Annotated in this window: 15 protein-coding genes; 4 read left to right on the plus strand and 11 right to left on the minus strand. The window is 40.7% G+C overall.

Going from position 1 to position 20803, the window contains the following annotated elements:
* Positions 1-9: 9 nt before the first annotated feature.
* The 6 genes from A9479_RS04345 to A9479_RS04370 all read right to left on the minus strand — a co-directional run bounded on the left by A9479_RS04345 (position 10) and on the right by A9479_RS04370 (position 5858).
* Positions 10-657: a hypothetical protein gene (locus A9479_RS04345; protein ID WP_013462837.1), complete on the minus strand. Its 648-nt coding sequence runs from the start codon at positions 655-657 to the stop codon at positions 10-12.
* A 13-nt stretch (positions 658-670) separates the two neighbouring features.
* Positions 671-1441, minus strand: coding sequence for an SDR family oxidoreductase (locus A9479_RS04350; protein WP_064662777.1), 771 nt, complete (start codon positions 1439-1441; stop codon positions 671-673).
* Complete coding sequence (locus tag A9479_RS04355; protein WP_016900001.1) at positions 1438-2127, minus strand: TenA family transcriptional regulator; 690 nt, start codon at positions 2125-2127, stop codon at positions 1438-1440. The genes A9479_RS04350 and A9479_RS04355 overlap by 4 nt, the downstream gene beginning before the upstream one ends.
* Entirely contained in the window at positions 2120-3598 is a 1479-nt protein-coding gene (locus tag A9479_RS04360; protein ID WP_082918296.1) for an AMP-binding protein, read from the minus strand. Before A9479_RS04360 ends, A9479_RS04355 begins: the two co-directional genes overlap by 8 nt.
* Entirely contained in the window at positions 3595-4251 is a 657-nt protein-coding gene (locus tag A9479_RS04365; RefSeq protein ID WP_064662779.1) for a thermostable hemolysin, read from the minus strand. The genes A9479_RS04360 and A9479_RS04365 overlap by 4 nt, the downstream gene beginning before the upstream one ends.
* 86 nt (positions 4252-4337) lie before the next feature.
* Positions 4338-5858: a sensor domain-containing diguanylate cyclase gene (locus tag A9479_RS04370; RefSeq protein WP_064662780.1), complete on the minus strand. Its 1521-nt coding sequence runs from the start codon at positions 5856-5858 to the stop codon at positions 4338-4340.
* 303 nt (positions 5859-6161) lie between these two features.
* Here A9479_RS04370 and A9479_RS04375 point away from each other — a divergent pair, with 303 nt between their 5' ends.
* The 3 genes from A9479_RS04375 (at position 6162) to A9479_RS04385 (ending at position 10882) form a co-directional block, all read left to right on the plus strand.
* Complete coding sequence (locus A9479_RS04375; RefSeq protein WP_064662781.1) at positions 6162-7973, plus strand: glycoside hydrolase family 3 protein; 1812 nt, start codon at positions 6162-6164, stop codon at positions 7971-7973.
* Position 7974: 1 nt separating this feature from the next.
* Positions 7975-8709 (plus strand): 5-oxoprolinase subunit PxpA, encoded by a 735-nt coding sequence (locus A9479_RS04380; RefSeq protein ID WP_064662782.1) that lies wholly within the window; start codon positions 7975-7977, stop codon positions 8707-8709.
* Positions 8710-8863: 154 nt separating this feature from the next.
* Positions 8864-10882, plus strand: coding sequence for a S9 family peptidase (locus A9479_RS04385; RefSeq protein WP_064662783.1), 2019 nt, complete (start codon positions 8864-8866; stop codon positions 10880-10882).
* A 703-nt stretch (positions 10883-11585) separates the two neighbouring features.
* On the opposite strand, the gene A9479_RS04390 is transcribed toward A9479_RS04385, so the two are convergent.
* Positions 11586-13187, minus strand: coding sequence for an isocitrate lyase (locus A9479_RS04390; RefSeq protein ID WP_033103227.1), 1602 nt, complete (start codon positions 13185-13187; stop codon positions 11586-11588).
* Positions 13188-13426: 239 nt separating this feature from the next.
* Here A9479_RS04390 and A9479_RS04395 point away from each other — a divergent pair, with 239 nt between their 5' ends.
* Entirely contained in the window at positions 13427-15619 is a 2193-nt protein-coding gene (locus A9479_RS04395; RefSeq protein ID WP_064662784.1) for a malate synthase G, read from the plus strand.
* 106 nt (positions 15620-15725) lie between these two features.
* Here the strand turns inward: A9479_RS04395 and A9479_RS04400 are convergent, their stop codons facing one another.
* The 4 genes from A9479_RS04400 to A9479_RS04415 form a co-directional block, all read right to left on the minus strand.
* Positions 15726-16451 carry a YebC/PmpR family DNA-binding transcriptional regulator gene (locus tag A9479_RS04400; protein ID WP_064662785.1) on the minus strand — a complete coding sequence of 242 codons (726 nt, stop codon included), beginning with the start codon at positions 16449-16451 and terminating at the stop codon, positions 15726-15728.
* A gap of 153 nt (positions 16452-16604) precedes the next feature.
* Positions 16605-17222 carry an HAD family hydrolase gene (locus A9479_RS04405; RefSeq protein ID WP_013462823.1) on the minus strand — a complete coding sequence of 206 codons (618 nt, stop codon included), beginning with the start codon at positions 17220-17222 and terminating at the stop codon, positions 16605-16607.
* A 251-nt stretch (positions 17223-17473) separates the two neighbouring features.
* Entirely contained in the window at positions 17474-17968 is a 495-nt protein-coding gene (locus A9479_RS04410; protein ID WP_033103224.1) for a DUF6702 family protein, read from the minus strand.
* A gap of 2 nt (positions 17969-17970) precedes the next feature.
* On the minus strand, positions 17971-20415 hold the full coding sequence (locus A9479_RS04415) for a M1 family metallopeptidase (RefSeq protein WP_064662786.1): 2445 nt from the start codon (positions 20413-20415) through the stop codon (positions 17971-17973).
* Positions 20416-20803: the final 388 nt, after the last annotated feature.

Below are 20803 nucleotides of genomic sequence, written 5' to 3' on the forward strand. Positions count from 1 at the left end.
TTTGTTTTGTTATCTCTTTAGTTTTTTATCAACTTTAGCTAATAATTGGCTAATTGCTTGCTGACGATATTTGTCCGCTTTAGCGCGAGTATCACGAATACCGGCCGCTTGTGCAACTAACAAATGGGCTTTGGCTTGCTTATATTCACGTTCGTCATATAAAAACTCACCATACAAGTAATTAGTATCAATGCCTTTTTGATTAAAAGCGAGTGCTTGCTTAAAAAACTTATCGGCGGTGTCATCATCACCAAAGCCAATTGGCCACCCTGGTACTTTACTATATAAGGTTGCCAGGCTGGCATACGCTGAGCCACCTAAAGCACTGTCGTCTATTTTAAGGGCTTGCTCTAATGATGCCTTTGCATCTTTGGCATAACCCAACGCCCCTAAGCCGCCTTTTGCACCCGCAAAACTTGCCAGCACAATGCCGTTCCACGTATAGCTATTTGCTGAATTAGGATAGTTTTCAATAAATTGAGCACTTTGCTCACTCAGTTGAGTAAAGGCTTTGATTTGTGCGTCATCTTTAAGCTCATAATTAGCGACCGCCCATTGCTGTTGAATAGCGAGTAAGTCGCTTTGTTCGTCTGCAAATACCGGCGATGAAAACACACTAACAATGCTTAAATAAGCTGCTAAAGTAAATTTTTTCATAATAAATCCTCTATTAACCTAAAAACTGTTTTATTTTAGGGAGCTGTTTAGCAATTGCGTTATCCACAATACGTGGAAAAACACCATTGATACGTGCAAAAAGTTTCTCAGGAAAACCAATAAATCGTCTGGTTTTATTTGAGTTTAATAACGCAACTAACTCATCAGCCACCAACTGCGGGGAGTCCATTTGATTACCAAGCGCCTTATTCATTGCTCGTGTTTGTGCATCATTAATATCTGTATCGGTTGCTCTTGGTGCTAAATAACTAACTTTAACGGGTGTATCTGAAAGCTCTCGTGATAATGCTTCGCTAAAACCACGCAAACCAAATTTACTGGCACAATAAAGTGTTTGATATGGGTAACCTATGCTGCCAAAAGATGACCCAACATTAACTATGGTGCCTGTATTTGCTTGCAGCTGCTCTAAAAACAGCTGGCATAGTTTCATCGGGACGGCTAAATTAGTGCTCAATAGATTATCAATTTGTTCACTACTACAACTACTTAAGCTTTGCATAACATTAATGCCTGCATTGTTTATGAGTAATTTAGCACCGCCCAATTTTTTGGCTTTAATTGCCAATGCCAGCATGTTTTCTGCAACGGTTAAATCTCCCACAAAAGTCATACTACCTGGGCACTGGCTACTTAGCGCATTTAGCGCATCGCCATTACGCCCCACCAAGAGTAGTTGCCAACCTTGTGCGTGCAGTGTTTTGGCAATCGCTTGGCCAATTCCCCCTGTGGCTCCTGTTAACACACATAAGCCGGTATTCATGCGTGTTGCTCTTGCGCTGATGCTTTAAAGAACGGCTCGTCATCTAAAGCGCGGAAAATATCACCGTACAAACGATAAAAACATTTTGCGCCATGTAAAATAGCTTGCTGATCGGCCTCATTAGTAATTTTGTTCATCAAGTTTTCAAAAAACTTTACGTGCTCTATATCAAGCGCACCATGAGAGGTTAAATAGCTAAATGCTTTTTTAGGTAAACCAACTGCATCAGCAATATTTGAAGCTGCGCCATCAGCCAGTGCAATTGAAGTCCCTTCGAGTACATGAACCATGCCAAAAAAGCTTAATGGATTTTTACGAGCGATACTGTCATAGGCATACGACACCATCATTTCGGTAGCAAATTGTGGCTTACTATGGCGCACGCTTTCTTTATCAAAACCACACGCGGCAATATCGTTAAGCACCCATTCTTGATGGCCAATTTCCTCTTCAATGTATTCGGCTACGGCTTCACGTAACCATTCTTGTTCGTCGGTTAAACGGGCACCTAACGACATCATTAATGGCACAGTGTGTTTTACATGATGATAGGCTTGCGCTAAAAATGACGCATACTCTTCAAGTGATGCTTGGCCTTTAAAAACGCGCTGTATAATTGGCGCAGCTAATAAGTACTCACGCTCGTTTTGAGTTTGTGCTTTTAATGTATTAAAAAAATCAGTCATGGATCACTTCTCCAAGTCGGTAAAATTGTTCAAAAATAAGGTTAAATTGCTGGCTAATAGCCTGGCGCTTAGGACGATTATTGGTCGTTAGTAACCCTTGCTGAACACTTAAAGGCTGAGCTAACCGATGCCACTTTTTAACTTGTGCATAATCGGGTAACTGTTGATTTATAAATTTCATATGCTCACTGAGTTGTTGATCACTCAACTCAGGGATTGCATAAATAATCGCGGTTAAAAAAGGTCTGCCCTCACCAAAAACAACGGCTTGTACAATCGCGCTTTGGCTCAATATTAATGACTCAGGCCATTCAGCACTGATATTACGGCCCATGCTGGTAATAATCAGGTTTTTAAGTCGCCCTTTTATGAAGAGCTTATCGCCATGCTGGGTCACTAAATCGCCTGTTGCATACCAGTTATTTGGGTTATGCGGCGCTTGATTTAAATACCCTAAAAATAGCTCACCCTTTATGTACAACTGGCCTTTTTCGATTTTGGTTTGTATGTGCGGCAGTACAGTGCCGGCACTCTTTAAATCATCATTTTTGGGCGTATTTAAACTTACGACAGATGCCGCCTCTGATAATCCATACCCCTGATAAACAGGTAAATTAAGCTCTCTGGCGGTGGCAATTAAAGCATCACTCACGAGCGCTCCGCCAACTGCAATAAACTGTAATGACTTTGGTGGCTGCCAACCTTGTTTTGCAAACGCTACTAAACACGTTAATAACTCAGGCACTAAAATAAGGGTGTTAGGTTTTACACTGTCGATTGCATTAATGAGTTTTTCAGGATTTTTTAACCCTGAGCCAACAAAACCCAATTCGTTTAACGGCATTAAATGTACACAACCACCACTTAATAATGGTGCATAAATACCTGCAATATTTTCCAGTAATACAGGTAATGGCAGTAAACATAAGTGAGTTGGTTTACTTATACCTATTTGCTCACATAACGATTGTGCAACTTGCATTTGGCTATGAGTTGATAAACACACCCCTTTTGGCTCGCCTGTAGAGCCTGACGTGAAGGTGATTTTTTGCGTGCCCTCAAAGTAACTAATCGATTCTTTAACGTTGAGCTGATAAATATATAAGGTGTAATGATCAAACAAAGTAATAGACAATGTATGCGCACCCAAAGAAAGCCTTGGCATATCACTTATAAACAGCTGTGCACCACACTGTGCCAACACATATTGCGTTTGTTGTTGACTAAAAAAATGGGCAATCGGTATAGCCACTTTATTAGCAACGCTGGTCGCAGCATCAAGTACCAACCAAGCAGGTGTGTTATCAAGTTGAAATGCAATTGCATCAGCATCTGAATTTGCAAAAATTTCCGCTACTTTATTTATTTCTTGAAGCAGCTCAGCACCTGTGAACTGTTGTGTTTGATTCGCAAAATGCGCAACTACCGCCGGCTGAATAGCTAAATCATTTAAGCTATTTAACATACTCATACCGCCTCCAGCGCATTGATTAATGCAGTAATGCCATTTGCATTTTGTTGTTTAATATCAAGTAGCATTGGCGTATTAAGTACTTGTAGATGTGCTTGCTCTAAATTAACAATGCATACTGTAGGCTGGTTCGCGTAATAGCTTCCCCAGCTTTTTGGTTGCTCAACAACACTGCTGTTAGCCAATGCGATTTCATTACACGTTACCCCTAATAAACGCAATAAGGCACGTACATGTTTAGTGGCACAAAAAACCAAATTAGTAGCACCAATAGCTCTTAAAGCTTCATTAACAATAATAAAATGCGATAACGTGGCTTTTCTGTGTGTTGAATAGAGATTACCTAACTCAAACACTTTACTGCGCTGTGTGCCCATTGGTAAAAACTGCTCAATGGGCGCTGCTAAATATTGTTCAATAAATAAAGGAGAAGTGGCGTTTCTAAGCCCTAAAGTGCAATGCCCTTGCTGAGTTTTATACTGACAGAGTAATGGCATAAATGAAGTTAGGCTGGCATTGTACGCAGCTAAAAAGCCTTGTTTTACTGTATCTTCAAGGCGCTGACGGTGTTCATCACATTCTCTGGCGCTCACAAACTGTGTGAACGACTGAAAAAGTGTTGATGATGACTGTTGTTGTTGAGCTAATTGCATAAAAGCATCGCCTGTATTAAATCTATAGGTAGAATTTAATAGACGAAACTTAAATAAAACTTAAGGTAAATTAATTTTTTAAAAATTTAATTTAGACTGGCAATAACGGTTTTATTACGGCCCGTTTCTTTTGCATGATAGAGCGCTTTGTCGGCACATTTGTATACTTGATCAATATCATCACTGTGCTGCGGCCATGTAGCAATGCCGATGGAGACATTTATACAACCAACTTTGGCCATCGGTGTATTCGCCACTTCATTACGTAACCGCTCAGCAATAACAAACGCACTATCGCTATTTTCGTTCGGTAATATAAGTAAGAATTCCTCCCCACCAGTTCGCGCGACAATATCATCTTTGCGAGATACCTGCTTGGTCACACACGTTAAAGTTTTTAGTACCTCATCGCCCACATCATGGCCAAAGGTGTCATTAACCCGTTTAAAAAAGTCGATATCTATTTCTAGAACCGCAAAGGGGATCTGTTCTTGAATTAATTTATCTAACAATAAATACAAACCTCGCCGATTATGCGCACCAGTTAGCGGATCGGTGAGTGCATCTTGGCGTAATTGCCCCATTTTCGACTGCAGTATATTAAATCCTTCTAACATGGCTGCTTTAAGTTGCTGACTTTCAAAATACCAAGATTTAATACTTTTAAGATTCGCCACGTTTTGTTGATCAGTCGATAAATTTGCACTGTCAGCTAGTAACCTAAGGGGCTTAGCAATAAAATGCGCTAACACACCAATCAATACAAAAGTAATTAATACAATTGGTAGCATTCGCTTAAGCACCAGCCCTTGAAGAGTATCTAACGTGGCAAGTGTTGCCACCTCACTACGCTGGGCAACTACGCCCCAATTAGCAAGTTTAACGGGCGAATATCCAGCAAGCATGTGCATACCTAAACTATTAATTACCCGCGCATGTCCATCCTCACCTTTGAGCACACGATTTATCACAGGATTATTCTGAACCACCTCACCAATACGCTCACTCACGGGATGATAAAGTAAAGTTTTATCATCGGCCACTACATAAAAATACGCCCCGCCATCGTAACTATGCTGTTTTAATAAGGCGTTTAAAATGCTCTGCTGTTCTAAATAAAGACTTCCACCAATGTAACCATAATAATTACCCGCTTCATCGAACAAAGGATACGAAATGATCACCATTAAGTTATTAGCTAACGATACATAAGGACGACTGATAAGTGGGCGCTGCAGCTTAAATGCTTGCTTGGAATGAGGCGAATCAACCCGTTTATTAATGATATTAAGCGAGGCGGGTGAAGCAGCTTTCAGCACACCTAACTTATTAATAACAAAAGAATTAAAACTATTTGTTTGCTTTAAAAGTCGGTTTGTTTCCAGTTGTAACAGCTCGATATTATTAATGTCTTTAACAATAATATTGGCTGAAAACTCAAGCTGCTGCATCGCAGCAATTAAAAAGTGATTAGTTGCCGAGGCAAGCTTACTAGCAAATACATGGTTACTTTTGAGAGTATCTTCTATTACCCGTTCTTTTTGTACTTGGTAACTAATGTATAAACCACTGAACAAAATAGCGGCTGTAGCAGAGATAGCTAACAACAGAATTAATTGCCTAAGTTTAAAAGTAAATGGTGATCGAAAACGCAACTTATTATCATCCTAAGCAAATAAAAACGACTGCTATGTACTACATATATCCTAAATATAATACAGAAATTAAACTAAGTAGCCTAATTTTTGTTATTTTTGGAATAATAAAATGACATTTATTATATATGTCGAGTTTTGCAGTTAAGCTCAATAATAGTTAAGCTGCATGCACTTTATTTTTATTTAGCCTTGAGGTGTGTGTTGCTAAATAAGTACCTGTTGTCGTCTTCTCTTTTTTTAATCGGATGTTTCATGCCAATAAAATCTTCTTTTGCCGATTCTGCGCTGTCGCTTGAACAGCAACTTGGGCAAAAACTTATGCTCGATTTACGCTACTTTTGTCACCAAGGCAGCAGTAAGCGCTGCAGAACAGCGTTAACTGAATTACCAGATACACTAGCCAAAGCGATTAGCCGTTATGATATTGGCGGGGTTATTTTATTTTCTGAAAACACCCAAAGTATTGAACAAATAATTAGCCTTAATCAGCAACTGCAACAAGCTGCGTCTCACTCTAAATCAGGCTTACCGCTTTTTATTTCAATTGACCAAGAAGGTGGACGCGTAGCTCGACTGCCACGTGATGTGGCCACTTCATTTACTGGTAATATGTCAATTGGCGCCACCTACCCTGAGCATGGCACTTATTTCGCAACTCAAACCGCGAATGTTCTTGCCACGGAGCTTTCAGCATTGGGGATTAATGTAAATTACGCGCCAACCGTTGATGTTAATATGAACCCAGACAATCCGGTAATTAATGTCCGCTCTTTTAGTGAAAACCCAAATGATGTAGCAGTATTAGGTGCCGCACAAGTTAGTGAATTTGAAAAAAATGGCATTATTAGCGCACTAAAGCATTTTCCTGGGCATGGCGACACCAATGTAGATAGTCATACCGGCTTGCCTAAAGTGATGCATTCAAAAGAGGTGATTTACGCACAAGATTTAGCGCCCTTTAAACACATTATTGAGCAGCATAGTCCGGGCATGATAATGACCGCGCATATTCAATACCCTGAGCTTGATAGCAGTACATTAACCAATGTAGACGGTAAGCAAATGATCAAGCCCGCGACAATGTCGCGTAAAATCATGACCGATATTCTACGTAAAGAACTTAACTATCAAGGTGTGGTGGTAACCGATGCACTTGATATGGCAGGTATTAGTCACTTTTTTAGTCCAACTCAAGCAATTATAAACACCTTTGCCGCTGGGGTTGATATTGCGCTGATGCCAATAGAGATTAGAACGCCAGATGACATTAAAAAGCTCGATGCCCTCATTGAGTCATTAGTCAGTGCGGTTAAATCAGAACAACTAAACGCACAGGAAATTGCGCATTCAGCACAGCGTATTACCTCGCTTAAAAGTAAATTTAAATTAAACGCTTCGCCAGATCCCATTAAAGCATTAGCCAATGCTAAGCACATTATTGGTAATAAAGCACATCGCGAATTAGAAGCGTCACTGGCATTAGCGGCGATCACCCAAATAAAAAATAACAACAACACCTTGCCACTTAAGCTTAATGCTGGCCAACACATTCATATTATTATGCCTGATACGCGTAAATGTATGGCCATACAACAAGCCATAATGGCGCTCAGCTCACACGCATTAGTTTTTAGCTGTAGCAGTTTACAAGGTTTTGACCCAATCGATGCTCAGCGAAATATAAACCAAGCTGATATTATTATTGCCGGAAATGCCACGCCTAATCAAAGCGCGGTGGAAATTGGCGGGATGGATGATTTAGCCGATAACCCAGACTTTGCCCTCAATAACGCAGAGCAACCTAAAGCACTTGAATCATTACTTAAAATGGCTAACAAGCAACAAATACCCACCGTGTTTATTAGTTTGCGAGCTCCTTATGATATTGCGCAGTTTGGCGACTCTGCCGATGCAGTATTAGCTTCATATGCTTATAATATTGACGTAGACAAAAACGAGCAAGTATCTGGGCCTGCATTTACAGCACTTGCTAAAGTATTACTCGGTCAAGCCCCTGCTAAAGGCAGCTTACCGGTAACTATTAAACAATCAAAGAGCCACTAATATGAAACTCAATTGTGATTTAGGTGAAAGCTTTGGCGCGTGGAAAATGGGGCTTGATGATCAAGTAATGCCGCATATTGATATGGCAAACATTGCCTGTGGTTTTCATGCGGGCGATCCTAGTGTTATGGCCAATACTCTTAAGCTCGCTAAACAGCATAATGTTATGATTGGCGCTCACCCAAGCTACCCCGATAAACAAGGATTTGGCAGACGCTCAATGAACCTGAGTGTGGCCGAGCTCACTCAGTGTTTACACTACCAAATAGCTGCCCTTGATGGTATGGCAAAGGCACAAGGATTAACCCTTAGCTATGTTAAACCCCATGGTGCGCTGTATAACGACATGATGAAACACCAGCCACTACTTAGTGCTGTGATGGGCGCGGTTGCCAGCTACCCTGCTGACCTAAAATTAATGATACTGGCCACGGCCGATGCTAAACACCACCATACAATGGCACGTCACCTTGGACTAACGCTTGTTTTAGAAGCGTTCGCAGACAGGCTATATACTGATCAAGGGCACCTCGTAGCAAGAAATATAGCAGGCAGTGTGCATAACAAAGACGCATTATTGGCTCAGGTTAAACAGCTTTTAACTAGTAACAGTGTGACTACCCAGTCAGGAAAATCGTTAAAACTTAACGCTGATAGTATTTGTGTGCACGGTGATAACGCCCAAGGTGTTGCGCTTATTGAAGACATTAAGGCACTTTGCAGCGCAAGCGTATAACTTCCTCTAAGCTGTAAACCCCCTTTACAGCTTTTACTTTCTTTTATCACCTTCATTCATTGGTAGTTTTAAATACTGGCTTCGTCGCATCTGACTGTTAATTATCCCTCTCCTACCCTATAAATAGAGCAGTGATTTAAAACAGGGATAAATAATGAAAACGCTTTTAGCTATGAGTCTTATACTGGGCAGCAGTCAATTAGCTGTTGCCAATACCGATACATTACAACTTCAAGATATCTTCAATCTTGAATATGCCAACCAAATAGACATAACAGAAGACGGTAAAACCGTGTATTTTGTCCGCAACCGCATGGATATTAAAACCGACCGTAAAGTAGCCAATATTTGGTCTGTTGATTACAGCACAGGGCAACTACAACCATTAACTTCTGGTGTATATATGGATTACTCGCCAGTAGTCTCTCCTGACGGACAGCGACTTGCTTTCATATCAAACCGAGATGGTAGCAACCAAATATATATTAAATGGTTAAAAACAGGGGCTATCGCTAAGGTTAGTAATTTAACTAGCAATCCAAGCTCACTAACTTGGACTCCTGATTCAAACCAGCTGGTGTTTAGTATGTTTGTTCCAATGGCGGCGTCTGCGCCTGTCAGCTTACCTGGAAAACCAAAAGGTGCCACGTGGGCAGAGCCTGCTAAATATATTGACGATGTTTATTATCGTGCCGATGGAGGGGGTTATACTGAAAAAGGGTTTAGTCAATTATTTACACTTGATGCCAATGGCGGTAATGCTCAACAACTCACCAACGATAATTTTAATAATGGTGGGGAAGTCAGCTTTAGTAAAGACGGTAAAACTTTGTATTTTTCTGCTAATCGCAATGAAAATAATGAATTGAAGCCCACTAACACTGAGCTCTATCAACTCGATTTAGACTCGCTAGCCATTTTCCCTTTAACTGAGCGTAATGGGCCTGATCAACAACCTAAAGTTTCACCCGATGGCAAATACCTTGCCTATACAGGGTATGACGACAAGCGTACTAATTACGAAAACACCCAACTCTATATTCGCGATTTAAAAACAGGGAATACTCAAAGCCTAACCACCGATTTTGATAGAAGTGTTGGCCAAATTAAGTGGAGCGCGAACTCAAAAGGGCTTTATTTTAGCTATGCCGATGAAGGGCAAACTGCGCTGGCTTATCAACCTCGAAGTGGCAAACGCAAAGTGATTACTGAAAAAATAGGCAGTGTTGCGTTTGGTCGCCCTTATTCCGGTGGCGATTTCGATATTAGTGAAAATGGTCATGTTGCATTCACATTGGCCGATACCCAGCGTCCTGCTGATGTAGCCACAATAAAGCGTGGTAAAGCGCAGCGCTTAACCGATTTAAATTCTGATGCACTCGCAACTAAACAACTCGCTAAGGTTGAAGAGCTATGGCTTAAATCAAGCCATGATGAATTGCCTATTCAAGGCTGGGTTGCGTATCCGCCAGGTTTTGATAAATCAAAAAAATACCCACTAGTGCTTGAAATTCATGGTGGCCCTGTCGCTAATTATGGCCCGCACTTTAGTGCCGAAGTACAACTATTTGCCGCTAAAGGGAACGTGGTTTTATACATGAACCCACGTGGTAGTGATTCATACGGTAAAGAGTTTGCGCAAACCATTCATCATAATTACCCAAGCAATGATTACGATGATTTAATGACTGGGGTTGATGCGCTTATTGCAAAAGGGTTTATTGATGAATCTAAGTTATTTGTAACCGGTGGCTCTGGCGGCGGTGTATTAACAGCGTGGATTGTAGGTCATACAGATCGTTTTGCTGCAGCCGTGGTTGCCAAACCGGTGATAAATTGGATCAGCTTTGTACTCACTGCCGACTTCTATCCTTTCTTTGCCGATTACTGGTTTCCAGGCAAACCTTGGGATCATATTGAGCATTACATGAAACGCTCACCAATCAGTTATGTTGGCAATGTTAAAACCCCAACCATGTTACTCACGGGTGAGGCAGACTACCGTACGCCTATTTCAGAAACAGAGCAGTTTTATCAAGCCTTAAAATTGCAGGGGGTTGATACCGCGATGGTGCGTATTCCAAACGCTTCACATGGTATTACTGCCCGTCCATCTAACTTAATGACCAAAGTGGCTTATATTCAATGGTGGTTTGATAAGCATTCGAAATAAAACGCAGAGTTATGAGTGACGAGCTATATAAGCTCGTTGCTCGAAGCTCGAAGCTCACAAGTGTAAACCCCCTTTACAGCAATAATGTGAGTAACCCCTTACATACTCAAACTAAATATCGGACTTAGCTTCAGACTGAGTTGGTAAAAAATCGGTTTATAGAAGAAATAGTGCTGTGAGTTAGTAAAAAATCGGTTTGAGTCACTGTTTATAAGCCCTCAGTTAGTAAAAAAAGGTTTTATAAGCTGCAGCAGTTAGTAAAAAATCGGTTTATTACTCTCTCGATACCTGCCTAAAACCTTTAAATTAATCGTTTAAGTGGCCAAATTGTGAGTTAGAAAGACAAATACCCCCCTTTAATAATAAAAAATGGCCGTTATTAGCATGGTTAGTTAAAATCTGATCTGTATTAAGAGCAGCTAGTTAAATCGTGATCTGCTTTTAGTCAGTTAGTTAAACTCTGATCTATATGCGGCAAAAACAGTTAATTTATCGTGCTTATACATGTTAAAGCGTAACCAGACTATCAAGCCCTCCAGCCGAGCATAAACATCCTTTAAATTTTATTTACACTTTTAACCTGCATTGCATTGAAAACTCTCACTAACCAAATGACTAGTAAAATACTGATCTATTAAATTCTTCCTTTATGCAGGCATAAAAAAAGGGCCTTGCGGCCCTTAAGTAACACTATCTTGTTGAATTAAAATTGGTTCATGGTGTTAGCTTCACCACCGGCTTTAAGTGCATTCTCACCTGAGAAGTACTCTTTGTGTGTATCGCCAATGTTTGAACCTGCAAGGTCTTGGTGTTTAACAGACGCTTGCTCACGACGGATTTCTTGACGCTGTACATCACGTACATAAGCCAGCATACCTAAGTCACCAAAGTAACCTTCAGATAGAATATCTGTACTTAATGCTGCTGTATGGTACGTTGGTAACGTGATTAGGTGGTGGAAAATACCCGCTTCACGTGCACCATCGCGTTGGAAGTTTTGTACTAATAAGTCAGCGGCTGCTGCAAGCTCTGTTGCATCCATCTCTGGAGCCATAAGCGCTTTGTTATCATCAAGACTTGGGTAAGCGCTCAGGTCACGACCTTGTTCCTGCCATTCTTGATATACTTGCTCACGGAACTTCAGCGTCCAGTTGAACGATGGTGAGTTGTTGTATACTAATTTAGCATCTGGTACTTGCTCTTTTACGCGATTAACGAGTTCAGCAATTTGTTTTACATGTGGTTTTTCTGTTTCTATCCACAGTAAATCAGCACCTGACTGTAGGCTAGTTACACAATCTAGTACTACACGGTCTTTTTCAGTGCCTTCGCGGAACTGGTATAAACCATTGTCTAGGCGTGTTGGCTTACAAAGCTGACCATTAAGCTTCATTGCTGTTTCGCCTTCATTCAAGTCATCAACACTGTTTACTGGGGTTGTTTCTAAAAATGCATTGTATTGGCTTGCTAAGTCACCTGGTTTTTTTGAAACCGGTACTTTTTGCGTAAGGCTTGCACCTAGTGAATCGGTACGCGCAACGATAATACCGTTATCAATACCTAGCTCTAGGAACGCGTAACGTACTGCGTTAATTTTTGCTAAAAAGTCTTCATGTGGAACCGTCACTTTACCTGCTTGGTGACCACATTGCTTAGCATCTGATACTTGGTTTTCGATTTGGATAGCACATGCACCCGCTTCAATCATCTTTTTAGCTAACAGGTAAGTTGCTTCTTCGTTACCAAAACCGGCATCAATGTCAGCAATAATTGGTACAACGTGCGTTTCAAAGTTATCAATTTTGTTAAGTACTGCTTGAACGTCGCCGCCGTTTGCTTTTGCGTCGTCTAATTCGTTAAATAAATGGTCAAGTTCACGTGCATCCGCTTGCTTTAAGAAGGTATAGATTTCTTCGATAAGTGCCGGTACTGATGTTTTCTCATGCATACTTTGATCTGGAAGAGGACCAAACTCAGAGCGAAGCGCTGCAACCATCCAACCGCTTAGGTACACGTAACTGCGCTTAGTTGTTTTTTGATGACGCTTGATTGCCATCATCATTTGTTGGGCAGTAAAACCATGCCAACAACCTAAAGACTGTGTGTACTGGCTTGTGTCTTTATCGTATGCAGCCATGTCTTCACGCATGATGTCTGCTGTAAATTGTGCAATATCAACACCAGAGCGAAAACGATTTTGTAAACGCATACGTGTTGCGTATTCAGGATTAATTGTTTTCCATGCACTGCCTTGTGATTGGCATAATGTTGCTAGTGTATCTGTTTCGCCTTGATATGTTGTCATAATAAAGTCCTTCGAACGGGTATTAATATTTATTGTTGAGAGAGTGACTACATCACGTTAGCTCTGTAGCGCTTAATTAAACATTAGGCTTATTTTTTAGATTTAGTAAATTTATAGTTTTTATTGCGGCTATACATATAGTGAATGACTAAAAAGCATTCAAAGCGACTTTTTTGCGATATGGTAGGTGTACGCATATAAAAAATTGCACACTGTCGGACCGTTTAAGGATATTAATTATGAGCCACACTCTCACCCATTCAGGACTCAGCGTTGATAAGCAACTTGCTGAATTTGTTAAAAAACAATTATTACCTGGTACCCATCTTGATGAACACCAGTTTTGGAAAAGCTTTGCCCACATAGTGCAAACACTTACACCATTGAACAAATCACTACTGGCTAAGCGTGAACAGCTACAAAAGCAAATTGATGACTACCACCTTGCAAATAAAAATGCTGACCAAGCTCAGTATCAAGCGTTTTTAAAAGATATTGGCTACCTAGTTGATGAGCCTGAAAATTTTAGTATTGAAACTCAAAATGTAGAGCCAGAAATAGCGTTGACTGCAGGGCCACAGCTAGTGGTGCCGGTTAGTAATGCACGCTTTGCACTTAATGCAGCTAATGCACGTTGGGGGTCGTTGTACGATGCTTTATATGGAACCGATGTATTAAGCGAAGACGACGGCGCCGAAAAAGGTAGCCAATACAACCCTGTTCGTGGCTTTAAAGTAATGGCTTACGCAAGGCAGTTTTTAGACAAAGCATTACCGCTTGAAAATGGCTCGCATATTGAAAGTACTAACTATTCTATTGTTGACGGCGCCCTTGCTATTACCCTGCGCGACAGTTCGCACACCACACTTAAAAACCCTGAGCAACTGATTGGCTATCAAGGTGAAGCACAAAACCCGAGTGTTATTTTACTTAAAAACAATGGATTGCATATTGAGCTGCAAATAGACCATCACCACCCTATTGGTCAAGCTGATAAAGCAGGGTTAAAAGATGTGGTGCTAGAAGCCGCACTAACAACTATTATGGACTGTGAAGACTCGGTTGCCGCAGTGGATGCAGAAGATAAAGTACAAGTTTACAAAAACTGGCTTGGTTTAATGCAAGGCAACTTGGTTGAAACGTTTAGAAAAGGCGACAAAATGGTCGACCGCACGTTACAAGCTGACCGACAATATACAGGTCTTGATGGCCAAAAACTGACCCTCAAAGGGCGCAGTATGATGTTTGTGCGTAACGTGGGACATTTAATGACAAATCCAGCCATTACCGATGTAAGCGGCAATGATGTGTTTGAAGGCATTATGGATGCCATGTTCACCGCAACAGCTGCTTTGCACGATTTAAACACTAAAAACACGATTAAAAATTCAACCGCGCAAAGTATTAATATTGTAAAACCGAAAATGCATGGCCCTGATGAAGTCGCCTTTGCTAATACTTTATTTGGTATGGTTGAAGAGGCACTGAGCTTGCCTAAAAACACCCTTAAAATGGGTATTATGGATGAAGAACGTCGAACATCAGCCAACTTAAAAGCATGTATTCATGCAGCAAAAGAGCGTGTTGTGTTTATTAACACTGGCTTTTTAGACCGCACTGGCGATGAAATTCATACCTCAATGCAAGCGGGTGTTGTGCTGCCGAAAGCGGCTATTAAAGCACAGCCTTGGATCAGCGCTTACGAAGATCGCAACGTTGATATTGGCCTAGCCTGTGGCTTAAGCCACAAAGCACAAATTGGTAAAGGTATGTGGGCAATGCCAGATAAAATGGCGATGATGATGGAGCAAAAAATAGCGCACCCTCAATCTGGCGCAAATACCGCTTGGGTGCCCTCCCCTACTGCCGCCACATTACACGCAATGCATTATCATGATGTTGATGTATTTAGCCTGCAGCAAAGCATTGCCACGCGTCAAATAGCAAGCCTAGAGAGCTTACTTACACCGCCGCTCATGCCAAACCCTGAAACGCTATCAAAAGAAGATATTCAAAGCGAGCTTGAAAACAACGCGCAAGGTATTTTAGGCTACGTAGTACGTTGGATTGACCAAGGAATAGGCTGCTCTAAAGTGCCTGACATTAATCATATTGGTTTAATGGAAGACAGAGCCACCTTACGTATTTCAAGCCAACATATCGCCAACTGGCTACATCATGGTGTATGTAGCAAAGAGCAAGTACAAAAAGTGATGGCAAAAATGGCTAAGGTTGTTGATGGCCAAAACGAGCATGACAGCCTTTACACGCCAATGGCAACTAATGAGCAGACATTAGCTAAAAGTATTGCGTATCAAGCTGCTTTAGCACTGGTATTTGAAGGGGTTAGCCAACCGAGCGGTTACACAGAGCCGCTACTACACAGCTACCGCTTGAAATATAAAGCACAGCACCATAACCTAGCTGAATAGCTAACATTTATTTAACACTAAAAAAGCGCGTTTTGCCTACACAAAACGCGCTTTTTGTTTTATTAAGCGGCAAAATAGCTAAAATTCGCCTAGTTAAAACTACGAATTAATTTTTAATAGTCGCGTTATGATAGACATTTTGTACGTCATCGCAATCTTCAAGCATATTGATAAATTTATCAAAGTTGGCAATAACTTCTTCATCAGTGATTTCAACATGTACTTGTGGAACGAAGGTAATTTCATCAACTTCAAAGTTAATGCCTTCAAATGCCTCTTCCAGTGCCGTTTTAGCTTTAAAGTACTCAGTATGCGGTGCAAATACCGACACCTTGCCATCTTCGGCTTCTACATCGGTTACATCAACGTCAGCCATCATGAGGGCTTCTAACACAACTTCGTCGTCATCGCCCACAAATCCTAAAACAGCAAGGTGATCAAACATATGTGCTACACACCCAGGCGTACCTATTTTTGAATCTGTTTTAGTAAACGGTAAACGTACATCTTTAATTGTGCGGTTTGGGTTGTCGGTTAAACAGTCAACAATCACCATACAATTACCAGGGCCGTAACCCTCGTAACGGGCTGAAGAGTAATCTTCCCCTGCCCCGCCGGCTGCTTTTTCAATTGCTTTTTCGATTACGTGCGCAGGAACTTGGTCTTTTTTTGCTTTTTCAATTAAGCGGCGCAATGTTTGATTTACATCGGGATCAGGTTCACCACTTTTGGCTGCAACGTAAATTTCTTTACCGTACTTCGAATTTACTTTAGTTTTTGCGTTGGCTGTTTTAGCCATCGAACTTTTGCGGACTTCAAATGCTCTGCCCATCTTGTGCCTCTATTGAATACATTTGGTTTGCGATATTTTACCAATTCAAACCGTATTGGGCTAGTGGTTCAATATGCTATGCTGTGCAAAAGCAGCTGGGTATTATTTAAATAATACCCATTGTGTTATTAAATAAATAAAACAAAGCTCAATTTAACATAATTCCACTTTTTCAGCGTAATTGTCAATTAATGACACCAACTCATCAAATGCATGAATAACAAAATCGGCTTGTTCGGCATACCCGGGGGTCACATCAGGTGCATACAAACAGGCACGCATATTGGCATTGTGCGCCGCTTGTATGTCGTATAAATAATCACCAACATAAATCACATTATCAACCGGCATTTCCCATTGAGTTGCAACCGTTAATAAAGCGCTCGGATCGGGTTTTGCTGGTGCGTCTGTTCGGGTGAGTACTGTTTCTATTGGTAGCGGGTTATTCTGTAACTTTAATGTCGCCGCCTTATCAAAATTACGTGTAACAATAGCCATAGGTATGTTTTTAGCTTGTAGCGCTTTAACAGCCTCTACAACGCCAGGTAGAAGCTTAGCCGATTGTGCATCTAACAACTCATGCTGATGCACTATATTCATTGCTTCTTCACGCATATAGGGGGAAGGCAGTTGTTCTATGTAATCGAGTAAGTCTTGCTCTGCAGGGCAACCTACTTGGGCTTTTATCAATGAAAAGTTTAATTCTGAAGATACTAAAGTTCCGTCTAAATCAAAAATAACACCTTTGATTGCCTCAATTTGCGTTTTCATTTCATTCCTTGCGCTAAATAATTAGCTCAGTATGCTAGGTTTGGCTTAGGTTATCTAAACCTTTAATAAAAAGTATATCAATAAACATATAAAAAACAGCTCAGTCCATTGAAATTTAATTATAGCTCATTTGATAACGTAATAGTTTGGGTTTGTATAACTGGTATAGTAAAGACTTTACGATGCAATTAATTAACTCGATCAGCTATAAAGGAAAGTGCGCACCCTCTAAAGGTGCGCAATAATAGTGGTTATTTCGGCTCAAATTTCGCTTCAAGCCAGGTATCGTCTTGGCTAAAGTTTAAGGTTTTTATCTGTCCTCGCCCTTCAACATTCACCATATTCACTTGTGCAGGCCACAAATCACGCAGTGCACCATGACTCATTCTAATGCCCTCAATCTCATCGGGAATAGCAGCTTCTTGGTACACCCAAAAAAACTTACCATCCACTTGTGCACCTACATAATTAAGGGTGAGGGGCTCACCGCTCAAGGTTTGTAAGGCAACATGAGATTCAACATACTTGGCAAAGCGTTTTTGGTCACGCTTGTTACTCATAATATCCACTTTGCCTTGAAACAAGTTACCAACAGCATGCTCTGTGTCATGTAAATAAAAACGATGCATCAATTCAATATTGTGCGTACGCTGATTAAATAACACGGTTGTAACGGATGATTTTAATTGATGCGCCATACTTGGCGCAGCAATTAAAAAACAAACAATAATAAGCAAAAAACGCATTATTATTGATCCTCGTCGTTATTTTTTTCGTCTTTTGGCTCGTCTTTTTTCAGCTCTGTTTTGATATCTTGCATAATATCGCGGCTTACTTTTGCCTTACTCTTTTCACGTTTATACACTTCAATACGCGAAGGAATAATACGACGTGGGTAGTGGTTATTTTCTACATCAACATCCGCTGTTTCCCAGCCTGGATCAACCGTTACTGAGGTAAGCGGTTTGTTTTTGTCGGTAATAATCAGCTTTTGTACGTTTTTGTGATTACGACGCCAAATTTCTGCAGGAATATAACGTTCCTCTTTAGTGCCATCTTCATACGTTAGCTCTAAAAGAATTGGCATCACTAAGCCACCGAGGTTTGAAAACTCCATCACGTAGTAGTTTTTGTCTTCTTCTAGCGCGCGATCAAGTGTTTTACGCTCCCACGGCTTTAAGCCTTTTAAAAACTTATTGTACGTATTACGCTCTTTGTTTGTAACGGTAAAGCGATCGTTTTCGTCATAAAAGTCTGTCACATCTGGATTTTGTTCAACCCACGTTTTTTTACCTTCAGCGCGATTACGCTCAACAAATAATGAACTTGGCTTATCAGCCTCTATATCACGTAACCGTTTAAAGTCGATATCTGGATTTTTGGTGTCTAAACGTAATTGATATACTTTATCAAGCGAGATATCAACATGGTCTGTGGTGTAGAACCAACCACGCCAGAACCAATCTAAATCAACACCTGAGGCTTCTTCCATAGTACGGAAAAAATCAGCGGGAGTAGGGCGTTTATACTTCCAGCGCTGAGCGTACTCTTTAAAGGCAAAATCAAATAATTCACGCCCTAAAATCACTTCACGTAAAATATTTAATGCCGCAGCAGGTTTAGTATAGGCATTAGGGCCTAAACGTAGCACACTGTCTGATTGCGTCATGATAGGCACTTGAGTCTCTGACTTCATGTAAGCAACAATGTCACGTGGTTCAACACCCCATGGAATGGTTGGATCCCATTCGCGCCCAGCAACACCGTCTAAAAAGCTATTTAAGCCTTCATCCATCCAAGTCCATTGGCGCTCATCTGAGTTTACAATCATTGGAAAGTAGATATGACCTACCTCATGGATAACAACACCAATTAAAAAGCGTTTTTCTGCTTGAGAGTAAGTGCGTGTACCATCGTCTTGTAAATCTGTACGTGGGCCATTAAAAGTGATCATTGGGTATTCCATACCCCCTACAGGGCCATTAACTGACTGCGCAGTTGGGTATGGGTAATCAAATGAATACTGTGAATACACTTCCATCGTGTGTACAACCGCTTCAGTTGAGTATTTCTTCCATAAATCGCCACCTTCTTTAGGGAAGAACGACATCGCCATAACGAGTGGTTGTTCATCACCACCTTGCTGGTAACCTTTAGCATCCCACATAAATTTACGTGATGATGCCCAAGCAAAGTCACGAACATTTTCTGCTTTAAAATGCCATGTTTTTGTTTTGTCTGTACCAGCTTTTTCGTTTTCGAGCGCTTCTTCTTCGGTAACAACAAACACAGGGCGTTTTGCTGTTTCAGCTTCTTTTAAACGCTTGCGCTGAGTGCTGGTCAATACCGAGCTTGGGTTATCAAGCTTACCAGTTGCCGATACAATATGATCCGCAGGAACCGTAATTTCAACATCGTAGTCACCAAACTCTAAAGTGAACTCACCACTGCCTAAAAACGGTTTGTTTGTCCATGCTTCGTAATCGGTGTAAGCCGCTAAGCGAGGAAACCACTGTGCAACTAAGAAAATATCGTTACCGTCTTCTTCAAAATGCTCGTAACCTGCACGTGCGCCTACCGCGTCCTCTTCAACGAGGTTAAACGCAAAGTCCATACTAAACTCAACATCTTTACCGGGTTTAAGTGGCGTATTTAAATCAATGCGCATTAAGGTATCAACCACAGTCACGCGCAGCGTTTTACCATCTTCATCTTTAACATTGCTGATGGTGTAACCCAGTTCATTATCGTCCATAAATTGCTGACGACGTAAATCACCTAAGCTTAACTTAGCTGGTTTTGCATCTGGTTCGTTTTGTAGGGTACTTTTAAATGTTTGCGTGGTTTCTGCAATTGAGTCATTTTTAAAAATATTTTGATCAAGCTGAAGCCATAAATACTTTAATGTATGCGGAGAGTTATTTTTATATTCAATTGTTTGACTCCCCGTTAAGCGACGCTTTTGCTCATCAAGCTTTACATCAATATCGTAATCAACGCGTTGTTGCCAATAATTTTCAGCAGGGGCACCAGCTGCACTGCGGTAAACGTTAGGCGTAGGTAAAGCTTCATCTAGTTGACGAAACTTATCAACATAGCTGCCTTTAGTTTGTTCAACAGATGACGCCATCACAGAGCTCGCCATTGCCAAAGGCAATACAAACGCACTCAATGTAAATAAATTTTTCTTCATTGTTAATCCTGATCGATTTTAGTGACGCTACTGTGACAAATTTACAGCTAAGCTTCAATAAAATAGCGATAAAACCCTGCTTTTATAGGGTGATATTCCCCACGTTTATGTAAATACTATTTATAGTGTTTCATACCATAAAAAAGAACGGACATTTCGTCAGAAATTTAATAAAAAACAAAAGCAATTAATACGCTAAACAAAACTGTAAAGGGGGTTTACATATCACTAAAAGTAGAGATAAAACGAAAAAACACAGCTATTTTCATTAAAAATACTAAATAACGCAGTTTTAGGTTGATCTTTACTATGGTTTGTAATTAGAATCGCCCACTTTTTTAATTTGAGAGCATTTTTTTAGCGTTTCTCTCAAATATTTTTTGTTCTA

This window comes from Pseudoalteromonas sp. MQS005 (assembly GCF_001661605.1).
Taxonomy (GTDB): Bacteria; Pseudomonadota; Gammaproteobacteria; order Enterobacterales; family Alteromonadaceae; genus Pseudoalteromonas; species Pseudoalteromonas tetraodonis.

What these genes read in the sequence shown, in the direction of transcription:
- A9479_RS04345 (WP_013462837.1), bottom strand. Translation starts at nt 657, where the DNA reads ATGAAAAAATTTACTTTAGCAGCTTATTTAAGCATTGTTAGTGTGTTT.
- A9479_RS04350 (WP_064662777.1), bottom strand. Translation starts at nt 1,441, where the DNA reads ATGAATACCGGCTTATGTGTGTTAACAGGAGCCACAGGGGGAATTGGC.
- A9479_RS04355 (WP_016900001.1), bottom strand. Translation starts at nt 2,127, where the DNA reads ATGACTGATTTTTTTAATACATTAAAAGCACAAACTCAAAACGAGCGT.
- A9479_RS04360 (WP_082918296.1), bottom strand. Translation starts at nt 3,598, where the DNA reads ATGAGTATGTTAAATAGCTTAAATGATTTAGCTATTCAGCCGGCGGTA.
- A9479_RS04365 (WP_064662779.1), bottom strand. Translation starts at nt 4,251, where the DNA reads ATGCAATTAGCTCAACAACAACAGTCATCATCAACACTTTTTCAGTCG.
- A9479_RS04375 (WP_064662781.1), top strand. Translation starts at nt 6,162, where the DNA reads ATGCCAATAAAATCTTCTTTTGCCGATTCTGCGCTGTCGCTTGAACAG.
- A9479_RS04380 (WP_064662782.1), top strand. Translation starts at nt 7,975, where the DNA reads ATGAAACTCAATTGTGATTTAGGTGAAAGCTTTGGCGCGTGGAAAATG.
- A9479_RS04385 (WP_064662783.1), top strand. Translation starts at nt 8,864, where the DNA reads ATGAAAACGCTTTTAGCTATGAGTCTTATACTGGGCAGCAGTCAATTA.
- A9479_RS04390 (WP_033103227.1), bottom strand. Translation starts at nt 13,187, where the DNA reads ATGACAACATATCAAGGCGAAACAGATACACTAGCAACATTATGCCAA.
- A9479_RS04395 (WP_064662784.1), top strand. Translation starts at nt 13,427, where the DNA reads ATGAGCCACACTCTCACCCATTCAGGACTCAGCGTTGATAAGCAACTT.
- A9479_RS04400 (WP_064662785.1), bottom strand. Translation starts at nt 16,451, where the DNA reads ATGGGCAGAGCATTTGAAGTCCGCAAAAGTTCGATGGCTAAAACAGCC.
- A9479_RS04405 (WP_013462823.1), bottom strand. Translation starts at nt 17,222, where the DNA reads ATGAAAACGCAAATTGAGGCAATCAAAGGTGTTATTTTTGATTTAGAC.
- A9479_RS04410 (WP_033103224.1), bottom strand. Translation starts at nt 17,968, where the DNA reads ATGCGTTTTTTGCTTATTATTGTTTGTTTTTTAATTGCTGCGCCAAGT.
- A9479_RS04415 (WP_064662786.1), bottom strand. Translation starts at nt 20,415, where the DNA reads ATGAAGAAAAATTTATTTACATTGAGTGCGTTTGTATTGCCTTTGGCA.